The following is a 14,010-nucleotide window of genomic DNA, read 5'->3' as shown; positions in this document are numbered from 1 at the left end:
AGGCTCTCAAAGGCCGGCGGTCCTCGCGACGCCGGCCTTTCGTCATTCATTTTCCGGCAGCATGCATCAGGAACTTGGCGGACATCAGGAACTTAGCGGACATCAGGAACTTAGCGAATGAGCCACCGTGTTGAAGGACAACCGCTGCGGATCGTCTTCGCCGGCACCCCGGATTTCGCCGCCGAAGGCCTCAAGGCCCTGCTCGCCTCCCGTCATCAGGTCGTCGGGGTCTACACGCAGCCTGACCGCCCCGCCGGTCGTGGCCGCAAGCTCACGCCCAGCCCGGTCAAGCGCCTTGCCCTGGAGCACGCGCTGCCGGTGGAAACGCCGCTCAGTCTCAGGAAGCAGGACGCCCAACGTCGGCTGGCCGAATTCGAGGCCGATGTGATGATCGTCGTCGCCTATGGATTGCTGCTGCCACAGGCGGTACTCGATATTCCTCGGCTCGGCTGCCTCAACGTCCACGCCTCGCTGCTGCCTCGCTGGCGTGGTGCGGCGCCGATCCAGCGCGCCATCGAGGCGGGCGACAGCGAGAGCGGTATCACCCTGATGCAGATGAATGCCGGTCTCGATACCGGCGACATGCTGCTGATCAAGCGCACGCCGATCGACGACACCACGACCGGCGGCGCACTGCATGATCGTCTCGCCGAGCTCGGTGGCCAGACGCTGATCGAGGGCGTCGACGCGCTGGCCGGGAACGGCCTGAGCGCCACGCCGCAGCCGGACGATGGCGTCACCTACGCCAGCAAGCTCTCGAAGTCGGAAGCGGAGCTCGACTTTCATCATTCGGCGGTCGCGCTGTCACGCCGCATTCGCGCCTTCAACCCGTGGCCGGTGGCCTGGACTCGGCTCGACGGCGAGCCACTGCGGCTGTGGTTGGCGCTGCCGGAAACCGACGACCAGACGGTGCCCTCCGACAGGGTCAGCTCCGCCGCGCCACAGCCGGGTACGCTGCTCGAATCCGCCGCCGACGCGCTGCGGATCGCCTGCGGCGCCGACGGCCGCGAGGTGCTGCGGGTAACCCAGCTGCAGATGCCCGGTGGCAAGCCGCTCGCGGCACGCGATCTGCTCAACGCCAATCACCCTCGCCTTCGCTCCGGCCAGCGTCTCGGTCAAGATTCCGGCCCATCTTCCGAACAAGGCCACGATCAGTCATCCAAGGAAGCCGCCCAATGAACTCTGGCGATACCCGCGCATTTGCCGCGCAACTGCTGGTGCCGGTGCTGAACGGCAAAGGCTCGCTGTCGAGCCTGGACGCCGACCTGGCCTCCAGCGTGATCAAGGAGCGCGACCGCGGCTTCGTCAAGGCGCTCTGCTTCGGCGTCTGCCGGGCGCATCCGCGTCTGGAAGCACTCGCCGGGCAGTTGCTGCGCGAGCCCATGAAACAGCGCGACACCGACGTTCAGGCACTGCTGCTGATCGGCCTGTACCAGATTTTGCACATGCGCGTGCCGGCCCATGCCGCCGTCAGCGAGACCGCGGGTGCCGCGCGGGCGCTTGGCAAACCGTGGGCGACCCGTGTGCTCAACGGCTGCCTGCGTCGCTTTCAGCGTGAATCGGTCGCGTTGCAAGCCAAGGTCGACAAGGCAGCGCCGGTCGCCCTGTGGCATCCGGACTGGCTACTGCTCGAATTTCGCGATGCTTGGCCGGACGCCTGGCGCGCGATCTGCGAGGCCAACAACGAAGCGGGGCCGATGACGCTGCGGGTCAATCGTCGCCGGGTCACCCGCGATACCTATCTGCAGCGTCTGGAGAGCGCGGGACTGGCCGCCGTGCCCTGCCGTTTTGCAGAAGACGGCATTCAGCTGGAAACGCCCTGCGACGTGACCCAGCTGCCCGGCTTCGCCGACGGCGACGTCAGCGTCCAGGACGAATCCGCTCAGCTGTGTGCCGACCTGCTGGCACCGGCACTGGCGGACAACGCCGAGAAGCGCGTTCTCGATGCCTGCAGTGCGCCCGGCGGCAAGACGGCCCATCTGCTCGAGCGTTTCGACGTTCGGCTCACCGCGCTGGACGTCGACGCGTCGCGGTTGAAGCGGGTCTCCTCGACCCTTCAGCGGCTGGGACTGGAAGCCACGCTTCATGCAGGCGATGCCAGCGCCCCGGGCGCCGACGACGCCTGGTGGGACGGTGAGCCCTTCGATGCCATCCTGCTCGACGCGCCCTGTTCCGGCACGGGCGTCATTCGACGCCATCCGGACATCAAGCTCGCCCGCCGCCACAGTGACGTCGCCGAACTGGCCGCGCTGCAGGGACGCCTGCTCGACACGCTGTGGGCCAAGCTGGCACCGGGCGGGATCTTGCTCTACGCCACCTGCTCGGTGCTGCCGGCGGAAAACGCGAATCAGATCGAAACGTTCCTGGCCCGTACAGCGGACGCCGTTGCCGACACGCCTGACGATCTCGACTGGGGTCAGCCGGCCGGCCACGGGCGCCAACTGTTTCCCCAGCCGGCAGGTCAGGACGGCTTTTTCTATGCCCGGCTTCGCAAGAACGCCTGATCGCGTCAAGGCGAGCGCGCATCGATGCCGTCGATGGCGCCCAGATGCGAGCTCCCCGCCTTGGCGGCCGCCTCACTTGCGACATCCCCGCCCGCCTCCGATACTGAACGGGAATCCGTCACTCGGGGGGCGCTCGCCGTGCCTGATACCGATATTATCGATAGTCCACCACGCACCGAGACGCAGCCCGCCGGGTTGGCGCTCGGTGGCATCAACCCGCATAGCGCCCTGATCATCGTCGACGTGCAGCCGGACTTCATGCCCGGCGGCGCGCTGGCCTGTACCGGAGGCGACGAGATCCTGCTGGGTCTCGAGTGGTTGCTGGCCCAGCATGCGTTCGATCATGTGGTGGCGACCCAGGACTGGCACCCGGCAGGACACGTCTCGTTTGCCTCGAAGCACCCGCCCCATCAACCGTTCGAAGCGTTGGAGTTCTACGGTCACTCTCAAACCCTGTGGCCCGATCACTGCATTCAGCGCACCGAGGGCGCGGCCCTGCATCCGGCGATCGACTGGGCATCCTGCAATGCGATCATTCGCAAGGGCACCGACCCCGGCATCGATTCCTACAGCGCCTTTCGCAACAATATCGGCCCCGACGGTCATCGCCCCGCCACCGGGCTCGCCGGATGGCTGCGCGATCGTCGGGTCACCGATGTCCATGTCTGCGGCCTGGCGCGCGATGTCTGCGTTCTGTGGACTGCCGAGGACGCCGTGGCGGCCGGCTTCAAGACGCATTTTCTGTGGTCGTTGACGCGACCGGTCACCTACGAGACCGACGACGATACCCGCCAGCGTCTCTCGGATCTGGGTATCGCCATCGTCGATATCTGAGCCTCTCGGCTTTCAGGTCCTTGAATATCTCCGAAACCCCGGAAGCGACCGCCGGGACCCACAACCACGGTTCACCCCAGGAGTTTCATCATGAGCGACCACGTCTACAAGCAGATCGAACTTACCGGTTCTTCGACCACCAGCATCGAGGATGCCGTTCAGAACGCGCTGCAGAAGGCCAGCAAGACGCTGCACGGGATGCGCTGGTTCGAGGTTACCGAGACCCGTGGCCATCTCGAGGACAACCAGCTTTCTCATTGGCAGGTGACCATCAAGGTCGGCGTCACGCTGGATTGATCGACGCCGCCTGCGGCGAAGGTCAGGGCCGGCCGCAGAGATGTCGTCCACGGTCCTGTCATTCGGCCGCCCGGCTCGTTATGCTACGCGCTGATTTCGGCGCCCGGCGGGGTTCGTCCCGGCTTCCGGGCGCCGGGTAAACTGGCAGGCGGTACGCCGTATTTCCGTGACGGTTAGGCATGAAAATTATTATTCTGGGTGCCGGTCAGGTCGGCGGCACATTGGCCGAACACCTGGCCAATGAAGAGAACGACATCACGGTGGTGGATATCAACGAGGAGCGGCTGCGCGAGTTGCAGAACCGCCTCGATATCCGGACGGTGATCGGTACCGCGTCCTACCCCAACATTCTGCGTCAGGCCGGTGGCGAAGACGCCGACATGCTGATCGCGGTGACCAGCTCCGACGAGATCAACATGGTTGCCTGTCAGGTGGCGCACACGCTGTTCCGAACGCCGACCAAGATCGGTCGCGTACGTTCGACGGCCTACCTGACGCGCAAGAGCCTGTTCTCCAACGATGCGATCCCGGTGGACGTGCTGATCAGCCCGGAACAGGTGGTGACCGACCACATCCGTCGTCTGATCGAGTATCCCGGCGCGCTGCAGGTGCTCGATTTCGCCGGTGGCCTGGCCCAACTGGTCGCGGTCAAGGCCTATTACGGCGGCCCGCTGGTGGGCCAGGAGCTCGGATTCCTGCGCCGCCACATGCCGAACATCGATACCCGCGTGGCGGCGATCTACCGCCGCGACCGACCGATCATTCCTACCGGCGATACCGTCATCGAAGCCGACGACGAAGTCTTCTTCATCGCCGCGCGGCGCGATATCCGCACCGTGATGGGGGAGCTTCGCAAGGTCGATCGCGACTTCCGGCGCGTGTTGATCGCCGGCGGTGGCAATATCGGCGAGCGCCTGGCCGAGACGCTGGAGCACAAGCATCAGGTCAAGATCATCGAGCATGATCTCACCCGCTGCGGCGCGCTCTCCGAAAAGCTCGACCGCACCGTGGTGCTGCACGGCAGCGCCACCAGCAAGCGGCTGATGCTCGAAGAGAACATCGAGGATTGCGACATCTACTGCGCGCTGACCAACGACGACGAGGTCAACATCATGTCGTCGATGCTGGCCAAACGTCTCGGCGCCAAGAAGGTACTGACGCTGATCAACAACGCCGCTTACGTGGATCTGGTCCAGGGTGGCGAGATCGATATCGCCATCTCGCCGCAGCAGACCACCATCGGCAGCCTGCTGACGCACGTACGCCGCGGCGATATCGTCAATGTCCACTCGCTGCGCCGTGGCGCCGCCGAGGCGATCGAAGCCATCGCCCACGGCGACAAACGCTCCTCCCGCGTGGTCGGGCGCACGATCAGCGAGGTCGATCTGCCCAGCGGCACCAGCATCGGTGCCATCGTCAGGGGCAAGGAAGTCCTGATCGCCCATGACGATGTCATGATCGAAAGCGGCGACCACCTGATCCTGTTCGTGATCGACAAGCGCCGCATTCGCGACGTCGAGCGGCTATTCCAAGTCGGCCTGACCTTCTTCTGATGCATCACGCCTTCGGCACGACCCGCTTGCTTCGGCCGGCTGGGAGCGACCTTCCGTGAACCTGCTGGTGATTCTGCGCATCGTCGGGCTGCTGCTGATGCTGTTCAGCCTGACCATGGTGCCGCCGATCGTCATCGCCCGGATCTTCCACGACGGCAACTGGCATGCCTTCGGGGCCGGCATGGCGATATCCATCGTCACCGGCGCCCTGCTCTACTGGCCCAACCGCCACGCCAAACGCGAGCTACGCACCCGTGACGGCTTCATCATCACGGTGCTGTTCTGGAGCGTCCTCGGGCTGTTCGGAACGATCCCCTTCATGGTCTCCGAAGCGCCGTCGATGTCGTTTACCGACGCCTTGTTCGAGTCTTTTTCGGGTCTCACCACCACCGGGGCGACGGTTCTCAGCGGCATCGAGCATCTGCCGGCCTCGATTCGCTTCTACCGCCAGCAGCTCCAGTGGCTGGGCGGGATGGGGATCGTGGTACTGGCCGTGGCGATCCTGCCGACGCTCGGCATCGGCGGCATGCAGCTCTACCGCACCGAAATCCCCGGGCCGCTGAAAGATTCCAAGCTGACACCGCGGATCACCGAAACAGCCAAGGCGCTGTGGTACATCTACGTGATTCTGACCGTGGTCTGTGCGCTGGCGTACTGGGTGGCCGGCATGAACTGGTTCGATGCCATCGGCCACAGCTTCGCCACCGTGGCCGTCGGCGGATTCTCCACCTATGACGCCAGCATCGGTCACTTCGATAGCGCCATGATCGAGATGATCTGCGCGTTTTTCATGATCGTCTCCTCGGTCAGCTTCGGCCTGCACTTCGCGGTGTGGCGCGAACGGCGCCTGATGCAGTACATCCGCGATCCGGAATTCCGCTTCTTCGTGACGTTTCTGGGCCTGCTGATCGCGATCACAATCATCACGCTGTTCGCCACCGGCACCTATCACGACGCCACCGGGATCCGTCATGGCCTGTTCGAGGCGGTCTCGGTAGCAACCACCTCGGGCTTCAGCGTGGCCGATTTCACGCTGTGGCCCGGCGTGCTGCCGATCATGCTGTTCATGGCGGCTTTCGTGGGCGCCTGCTCGGGGTCGGCGGGCGGCGGCATCAAGGTGATCCGGATCCTGCTGATCCTGAAACAGGGCATCCGCGAGATCCATCGGCTGATTCACCCCAATGCCGTGTTTGCCGTCAAGGTCGGCAAGATGCGCATCTCGGAGGGCGTGGCCGAGGCCGTCTGGGGATTCTTCTCGGTCTACATGATGCTGTTCGTGGTGATGCTGCTGGCCCTGCTCGCCACCGGCCTCGATCAGGTAACGGCGTGGTCGGCGGTCGGCTCCGCGCTCAACAATCTCGGCCCGGGTCTGGGCGAGGTCACCACCGATTACGGCGACATTCCCGACACCGCCAAGTGGATTCTGGTGCTGGCGATGATGCTCGGCCGCCTCGAGATATTCACCATCCTGGTGCTGTTCACACCGGCATTCTGGCGCCGCTGAACGCTCGTCAACGGCCGATGGCGCCTTATGAGGATTGACGACGCGACGCTTGACGACGCGACGGCCGACGACACCCACTCCCCCCGACGCTGCCAACGGACGCTGAAAACCGCCTGATTTCGTCGAAAATTCCAAGAACTGACATGCCGGCAGTCAATGCCACCAAAGGTTGATCGAAAGACAGGTCTTCCAGCGCGTGCCGCGCGCGCAGCGATGATAGAATGCCGCCCCTCGTGGCACGCGTCGCCACTGCCATCTCGGTAACTTCAAGAGAGAGTCATGTCCGCCAGCTCCGATACCCGAACCGTCTCCTCGCGCCTGCCTCGCATCGGTCTCATTCCACAGATCCTGATCGGCATCGCGGCGGGCCTGACCCTTGCCGTCCTGGCGCCCTCCCTCGCCCCTTCGGTGGCCATTCTCGGCGATCTCTTCATCGGAGCGCTCAAGGCGGTCGCTCCGATTCTGGTCTTCGTACTGGTCATGGCGGCGATAGCCAGCCACCAGCGTGGCCAACCGACCCAGGTGCGCGGCGTGCTGGTGCTCTACCTGATCGGCACCCTGGTTGCCGCCCTGGTCGCGGTCGCGGCGAGCTTTCTCTTTCCGACGTCACTGATCATCGACGCGCCTCGGGCCAGTGGCACGCCGCCGGCGGGGATCGCCGAGATACTGCGCAATCTGGCGATGAGCGCGGTGGACAACCCGATCAGCGCGTTGAGCGAGGCCAATTTCATCGGCATTCTGGCATGGGCCGTGGGACTCGGGCTGCTGCTGCGTCAGGCCAACGACACCACGCGCCGGGCACTGGCTGATCTCTCGGATGCCGTTTCCGGGCTGGTGCGCTGGATCATTCGGCTGGCACCGCTGGGTATCTTCGGCCTGGTCGCGACGACGTTCGCCTCGACGGGAATGAGCGCGCTGGCCGATTACGGCCAGCTGCTGATCGTGCTGCTCGGCTGCATGGCGTTCGTGGCGCTGGTGACCAATCCGCTGATCGTCTTTCTCTACACCCGTCGCAACCCCTACCCGCTGGTATTTACCTGCCTGCGCGGCAGTGCCATCACCGCGTTCTTCACCCGCAGCAGCGCGGCCAACATTCCGGTCAACATGGAACTGTGCGAACGGCTCGATCTTCACACCGACACCTACGCCGTCTCGATTCCGCTGGGGGCCACGATCAACATGTCCGGCGCGGCCGTCACCATCACCGTGATGACGCTGGCCGCCGCCCATACGCTGGGAATCGATGTGGATTTCGCCACTGCGGTGCTGCTGTGTGTCGTCTCGGCGCTGGCCGCGTGCGGCGTTTCCGGCGTGGCCGGCGGCTCGCTGCTGCTGATCCCGATGGCGGCAAGCCTGTTCGGAATCTCGGCGGATGTCGCCATGCAGGTGGTGGCGATCGGCTTCGTCATCAGCGTGATTCAGGACTCCACCGAGACCGCGCTCAACTCCTCGACCGACGTGCTGTTTACCGCCGCCGCCTGTCGCTCTCCCCGCGCCAAGGCTCGTCTCGCCGGGAATGACTGACCGGCAACCGCAGTCGGCGCCGCCGTTTCGAGCCGTTTTCGGTATCCACGGTTTGGAATTGGCGGCGTGACGTGCAATATGGGGCGACTATCCTTCAGTCCTTTCAGTCTTGGAACGCCCCTAGATGTCTGACACCGCCGCCGGACCTCGCGAGATCGTCGACCTCGCCGACCACCACTTGACGCTGCTGGGCACCGCCCACGTTTCCCAGGCCAGTGCCGATGAGGTTAGCGAACTGATTCGCTCCGGCGAATTCGATGCCGTCGCGATCGAGCTCTGTGCCTCCCGCCACCAGAGCCTGGTACAGCCGGATGCCATGGCCAAGCTCGACCTGTTCCAGGTGCTCAAGCAGGGCAAGGCGGGCATGGTGGCCGCCAGTCTCGCCCTCGGCGCCTTTCAGCAGCGCGTGGCCGAACAGTCGGGGATCGAACCCGGCGCGGAGATGCGCGCCGCGGTCAAGGAGACAACGCGCGCCGGCCTGCCGCTCTATCTGATCGATCGCGAGATCGGCGTGACGCTCAAGCGTATCTATCAGAACGTGCCGTGGTACAAGCGCTTCAGCCTGATTTCCGGGCTGCTGGGCAGCGTGCTGTCGCGCCAGAAAGTCTCCAGCGAAGAGATCGAGAAGCTCAAGCAGGGCGACGTGCTCGAATCCACCTTCGCCGAATTCGCGGAACAGTCTCAGACGCTCTACGAACCGCTGATCACCGAACGTGATCGCTACATGGCACTCAAGCTGATCGAGGAGCTGCCGGACGGCGGCGCCCGGCGCGTGCTCGTCGTGATCGGTGCCGGCCACCTCAAGGGCATGAAGGCGCATCTGGAGACCCTGGATCAGCAGCGGCCGCCACTCGACGCCGTGATGCAGGAACGCGCCAATCTGGAGTCAGCCGCGCCCCGCTCGCGCTGGTGGAAAGCGATCCCGTGGGTGATCGTCGCCCTGGTGCTGACCGGCTTCGCCATCGGCTTCAGCCGCGATACCGCCTTCGGCTGGTCACTGGTCGGCGAATGGGTACTGATCAACGGCAGCTTCTCCGCCCTGGGCGCACTGATCGCGCTGGGGCACCCATTGACGATCCTGGCGGCGTTCTTCGGTGCGCCACTGACTTCGCTCAATCCAACGATCGGCGTCGGCTTCGTGACCGCCGGCGTCGAGCTCTATCTTCGTCGCCCCACCGTCGGCGACTTCTCGAAGCTTCGCAGCGATGTCAGCCATTGGCGCGGCTGGTGGCGCAATCGTGTCGCCCGTACCCTGCTGGTCTTCCTGCTATCGAGCGTGGGTTCCGCCATCGCGACCTGGGTCGCCGGGCTGCGTATCGCCGGGCAACTGCTCGGCTGATCGATCCGACTGATGAGTGCGCCGTCCAACCCGGTCGGCGCTTGAATCCCGCGCAAACGACTCCATATCGCGCCTGAGGCCGTCAACCACGCCGGTTTCGGGCGCACCGAAAAAATTTTATGAATTGGCATTTCGATCGCTTGAAAACGGATTCGGCGACCCTATTTAACATAACGTCGAGATGGACTCACAGCGATGGCGCCTCGGTGCATCGCCTCCCTCGACGGCAGATGCCGCCAAGCGGGTCTGCATGACCACGGAAATACAGCTCTGCCCGCGCAGGCGTGTCTAGCGTATTTCCTGACTTCGCTGTCAATCAGGAGGTTACCTATGAACACATTGTCACTCTCCCCGCTGTTCCGTCGCTCTGTGGGCTTCGACCGTCTCAACGACCTGTTCGAATCCTCGCTGCAGAACGACGTGCCCAGCTACCCGCCCTACAACGTCGAGAAACATGGCGACAACGACTACCGTATCGCCGTGGCCACGGCGGGATTCGCCGAGCAGGAGCTCGACGTCAATGTCGAGAAACGCGTGCTGACCATCACCGCCGGCAAGGGCGAACGTCAGGACGACGACAGCGTGCAGTATCTGCACCAGGGTATCGCCCAGCGCGCCTTCAAGCTGTCGTTCCGGCTCGATGAGAACATCGAAGTCCAGGGCGCCCGGCTGGAGAACGGCTTGCTGATCGTCGATCTGCTCCGCGTGATACCGGAAGAGCAGCGTCCGCGCCAGATTCCGATCAACGGTAGCCAGCGCCGCCTGACCGAGACGCAATCGAGCGCAGAGACAGTCACTGCCTGAAGCGCGTGACGGCCAGCCGTCGAGCCGATGGCGGCTGACCAGACGACGACACCCCCGACGGAGAGATCCGTCGGGGGTGTCGTCTTTCCAGGGAAGCCTGGAGGGTCAGCGCGGTGTCTGGACCGTGCTCGAATCGTCCAGCACGCCCTGCGCTCTCGCCATCGCGTAGGCCGCCCTGGGCCCGTGCCACAGGGTCGGGATCAGCACCAGCGCGACCGGCACGGCCGGGATCACCAGGAACTGTTGCAGCACGCTGACCTGACCTTCACCCATACCCAGCAGGATCGCCGCCATCAACGCAAAGATGACGCCCCAGAAGGCCCGCAGTGCCGACCCCGGATTATCGTTACCGGCACACACCACGGCCACGGCGTAGCTCATCGAGTCGCCGGTCGTGGCGACGAACACGGTCGTCAGCACCAGTACCGCCAGTGCCATCCAGACACCGCCGGGCAACGCCTGCGCCACGGTCAACGTGGCCACGTCGAACTGGAAGTTCTGCAACGGCTGACTGAGATCGATCACGCCTTGCAGTTCATAGAAGATGCCCGAACCGCCAAGCAAGGTGAACCAGACCGTGGTGACGATCGGCGCCAGCACTGCCGTGGCGATGATCATCTCGCGTACCGTCCGCCCGCGCGAGATCCTGGTGACGAAGATCGCCATCGGTGGGGCGAAACCCACGAACCAGGCAAAGAAGAACACCGTCCACCACTTCATCCAGCTTGGCGCCGCCGTCACCGTGGTCATCGTCGACATCTCGAAGAAATTCCCGAGGTAGGTGCCGAAGCCCTGGAACCAGCTGTCGACCAGAAACTGCGTCGGCCCGAACAGCAGAATGATGCCACCGATGATCATCGCCAGAATGACGTTCAGACGACTCAGTACCTGAATGCCGCGATCGATACCGGTCACCGCGGACGTCACATAGATCGCCCCGAGTGCGGCGAGAATTCCCAGCTGCACTTCATAGCCCCGCGGGAAGCCGAACAGATCGTGCAGGCCGAAGCTGACCTGAGTCGCCAGAAAGCCCAACGGGCCGACCGTACCTGCGGTGACGGCGATCGCGCAGATGGCATCCACCACACCGCCGAGGAAACCGCGCACCAGGCGATCTCCCAGTACCGGCGCCAACAGCGTTCGCGGTTGCAGCGGCATACCGCGCTGATAATGCTGATGCGACAGGATCGCGACCGGCAGCGTGCCGAGGATCGCCCAGCCGGTAAAGCCCCAGTGGAAGAAGGCCTGTGCCAGCGCGTTCGGCACGGCCTCGGCGCTACCGGGCTGGGAGTCGAAGGCCGGCGGCGTGACCACGAAATGATAGATCGGCTCGCCGGCGGCGAAGAACACGCCACCACCCGCCAGTAACGTACACAGGATGATCGACACCCAGCGGAAGGTGCTCATGTCGGGCCGATCCTGAGATCCGATGCGCGCGCGCCCGGCCGGCGACACCGCAACGCCGATCGCGATGAAGAACGTCAGCAGCATCAGCAGCTGAAAGAGGCTGCCGAAGGTTTTGGCGGACCAGGTAAAACCGACATCGATCACCTGCGCAACGGTATCCGGCGCCATCGCCGAGGCCGCCAGAAAGATCAGGATGAAACCGATGGTCAAGACAAGTACGACGGGATCGCCAAAGCGGCCACCCTGCGTCGATGGCACGTTGGTGTCGGAGGTCATATCAGGGAGAGGGTTCTTTAGGCATGAAGCGCGCCACACTACCGACCTTAGTCGTAGATCGCAAATTCATTATCGCGCTACGGAGAGGAAAACTGACGCTGGCAACGCGGCCCCGTGGTGATCCATGATCCGATCGGCCGGTAAATCATACGATCTACACCGAAATGCCAATGGTGGCCGCCTTCGTATCGGCTCTACTCTCAAGAGGGATTTCGCCGATGGAGGAATACGGCCCATGAAAAGCACACCGTTCATCACCGACAGTTTGCTGCAACGTTGTCGCAGAGAGCAGGCCAACCAGTTTCAGCGTTCGCGCCAGAGCTACGATCCAGCCTCGCTTCATGATCGCAAGGAGCTTTCGCTGCTGGTCGAGGAAGCGATCCGGGAAGGGGAAAACTACACATCGATCGTACGCGGTCATGAGAACATCGGCCTGACCGAATCGGATCTGCAGAGCCTCATCGGCCCCGAAAACGCCATTCGCGAGCGCATCGACCGATTCCGACAGATTTGACCAAGCTCCCGCTCAGCTATCGCAGTGACGCCGATATCGCTCGGATTCGGCGTCCAGCGTTACGCGCTCGTTGACCTTGCTATAGTAGAAAGGCAGCGCGCCTTGGTCCTGACCGACGACCTGATACAGCCCGCACACACCGTAGCCTTTCTGAACTTCTTTGGTTGCCTGCAACTCGATGTCGCCCTCGACATCGAGTTGCCGCAGAATCAACGACTCGATGTCATCATCGACCTGGCTGTCCAAGACGGCCTGCCCGCCGAAGATGATGGCGAAAGCCACCAGAATGGCGACGACGGGAATGTAGAGGTTGTGCATGTAGAATCGTTATCTGGCAGAAAGAGGATACGCGATGATAACGGATGCCGAATCTCTTCGCACAGGGGCAAGGTCGCGTTCGGCAGATAAGATCTGGCGGATTGCGCCAACCGTCAATTATGTAATAACATAACAAAATTAACCAAAAGGAGCTTCCCCATGAAAGAAGGCATCCACCCCGCCTATCGTCAGGTCATCTTCCACGACACCAGCGTCAACGAGTATTTCAAGATCGGCTCGACCATGACGTCGGATGAAACCATCGAGTGGGAAGACGGCAACACCTACCCTCTCGTTCAACTGGACATTTCCTCGGCGTCGCACCCGTTCTACACCGGCAAGCAGCGCGAAGTCGGCACCGAAGGCCGTGCCGCACAGTTCAAGCGTCGTTTCGGCAGTATCGCAGCGCGCCGCAACAGCTGAAGCGGGATTCACGAAAGCGAGAGCGAAACCCACGACAACGCGCCGGCATCATCGATGCCGGCGCGTTTCGTTTGGAACTTATTTATTGACGCGCAAAAACACCAAGGCCCGCGTTAGCGGGCCTTGGTGCTGGAATCTCTATCGCCCTGGGGCGAAGGATCTACCGAAAGTCTTAGAGCGGCTTGATGTTAGCAGCCTGAAGACCTTTTTTGCCCTGAGTGACGTCGAAAGAAACTTCCTGACCGTCCTGCAGAGACTTGAAGCCGTCGGCTTGGATCTCGGAGAAGTGTGCGAACAGGTCGTCGCCACCGTCTGCCGGAGAAATGAAGCCAAAGCCTTTAGTGTCGTTGAACCACTTAACTGTGCCAGTTGCCATGTTACGAATTCCTTTAATGCGCTTAACGCTTAATTACGATTGCCGGGTGCTACCCGATATAGTGGGTAAAACAAGGGGATATAACCAGGCTACCGAATGATTCGAGTGCAACTGACAATATGCGACTTGCTAACCAACTAGGCATTCAGTTTGCTCTCTCACCGGCAGTGAGTCAACCCCCGTGTTCATCGGAAAGCTAAAAACTTTCCATCCGATCGGCAGACCGGATTTTGCCCACACAGAGATCATAGCCTCTCTTCCCTGGTTTCGCAGCCCGCATGCCGATATCCCCCGCCCTGCCAGGCGCGATCGATAGCTTGGGAGGTCGCGCACCGCG

14 protein-coding genes are annotated in these 14,010 nt (G+C 63.1%); 11 read left to right on the top strand and 3 right to left on the bottom strand.

Annotated features, from left to right (window positions below; translation table 11 throughout):
- Positions 1–117: 117 nt before the first annotated feature.
- The 9 genes from fmt (at position 118) to BTW07_RS08300 (ending at position 10,359) form a co-directional block, all read left to right on the top strand.
- Entirely contained in the window at positions 118–1,179 is a 1,062-nt protein-coding gene (fmt, locus tag BTW07_RS08340) for a methionyl-tRNA formyltransferase (protein WP_075569687.1), read from the top strand.
- A complete protein-coding gene (rsmB, locus tag BTW07_RS08335; RefSeq protein ID WP_075569686.1) occupies positions 1,176–2,504 on the top strand; it encodes a 16S rRNA (cytosine(967)-C(5))-methyltransferase RsmB in 1,329 nt (442 codons plus the stop codon). Before fmt ends, rsmB begins: the two co-directional genes overlap by 4 nt.
- A gap of 138 nt (positions 2,505–2,642) precedes the next feature.
- Entirely contained in the window at positions 2,643–3,338 is a 696-nt protein-coding gene (locus BTW07_RS08330; protein WP_244158334.1) for a nicotinamidase, read from the top strand.
- Between the two features lie 90 nt (positions 3,339–3,428).
- The gene (locus BTW07_RS08325) at positions 3,429–3,635 is read left to right on the top strand and encodes a dodecin (RefSeq protein ID WP_075569685.1); all 207 of its coding nucleotides are present in this window, start codon (positions 3,429–3,431) and stop codon (positions 3,633–3,635) included.
- Positions 3,636–3,814: 179 nt separating this feature from the next.
- Positions 3,815–5,188, top strand: coding sequence for a Trk system potassium transporter TrkA (gene trkA, locus BTW07_RS08320; RefSeq protein WP_075569684.1), 1,374 nt, complete (start codon positions 3,815–3,817; stop codon positions 5,186–5,188).
- 55 nt (positions 5,189–5,243) lie between these two features.
- On the top strand, positions 5,244–6,692 hold the full coding sequence (locus tag BTW07_RS08315) for a TrkH family potassium uptake protein (protein ID WP_075569683.1): 1,449 nt from the start codon (positions 5,244–5,246) through the stop codon (positions 6,690–6,692).
- A 279-nt stretch (positions 6,693–6,971) separates the two neighbouring features.
- Positions 6,972–8,216 (top strand): serine/threonine transporter SstT, encoded by a 1,245-nt coding sequence (sstT, locus tag BTW07_RS08310; RefSeq protein ID WP_075569682.1) that lies wholly within the window; start codon positions 6,972–6,974, stop codon positions 8,214–8,216.
- 124 nt (positions 8,217–8,340) lie between these two features.
- Complete coding sequence (locus BTW07_RS08305) at positions 8,341–9,555, top strand: TraB/GumN family protein (protein WP_075569681.1); 1,215 nt, start codon at positions 8,341–8,343, stop codon at positions 9,553–9,555.
- A gap of 330 nt (positions 9,556–9,885) precedes the next feature.
- The gene (locus BTW07_RS08300) at positions 9,886–10,359 is read left to right on the top strand and encodes an Hsp20 family protein (RefSeq protein ID WP_075569680.1); all 474 of its coding nucleotides are present in this window, start codon (positions 9,886–9,888) and stop codon (positions 10,357–10,359) included.
- Positions 10,360–10,464: 105 nt separating this feature from the next.
- Here BTW07_RS08300 and BTW07_RS08295 read toward each other — a convergent pair whose 3' ends face one another.
- On the bottom strand, positions 10,465–12,042 hold the full coding sequence (locus tag BTW07_RS08295; protein ID WP_075569679.1) for a BCCT family transporter: 1,578 nt from the start codon (positions 12,040–12,042) through the stop codon (positions 10,465–10,467).
- Between the two features lie 235 nt (positions 12,043–12,277).
- Between BTW07_RS08295 and BTW07_RS08290 the strand changes: the two genes are divergently transcribed.
- The gene (locus BTW07_RS08290; protein ID WP_075569678.1) at positions 12,278–12,556 is read left to right on the top strand and encodes a hypothetical protein; all 279 of its coding nucleotides are present in this window, start codon (positions 12,278–12,280) and stop codon (positions 12,554–12,556) included.
- A gap of 12 nt (positions 12,557–12,568) precedes the next feature.
- Here BTW07_RS08290 and BTW07_RS08285 read toward each other — a convergent pair whose 3' ends face one another.
- Positions 12,569–12,874, bottom strand: a complete 306-nt coding sequence (locus BTW07_RS08285) for a hypothetical protein (RefSeq protein ID WP_075569677.1) — start codon at positions 12,872–12,874, stop codon at positions 12,569–12,571.
- Positions 12,875–13,033: 159 nt separating this feature from the next.
- Between BTW07_RS08285 and BTW07_RS08280 the strand changes: the two genes are divergently transcribed.
- Entirely contained in the window at positions 13,034–13,297 is a 264-nt protein-coding gene (locus BTW07_RS08280) for a type B 50S ribosomal protein L31 (RefSeq protein WP_075569676.1), read from the top strand.
- A gap of 172 nt (positions 13,298–13,469) precedes the next feature.
- Here the strand turns inward: BTW07_RS08280 and BTW07_RS08275 are convergent, their stop codons facing one another.
- Positions 13,470–13,673: a cold-shock protein gene (locus BTW07_RS08275; RefSeq protein WP_071229947.1), complete on the bottom strand. Its 204-nt coding sequence runs from the start codon at positions 13,671–13,673 to the stop codon at positions 13,470–13,472.
- Positions 13,674–14,010 lie beyond the last annotated feature (337 nt).

The organism is Salinicola socius (assembly GCF_001937195.1).
In the GTDB taxonomy this organism is placed as follows: domain Bacteria; phylum Pseudomonadota; class Gammaproteobacteria; order Pseudomonadales; family Halomonadaceae; genus Salinicola; species Salinicola socius.
Note: the sequence above shows the minus strand (reverse complement) of the source record. Positions and strands in the feature narration are given on the sequence as shown.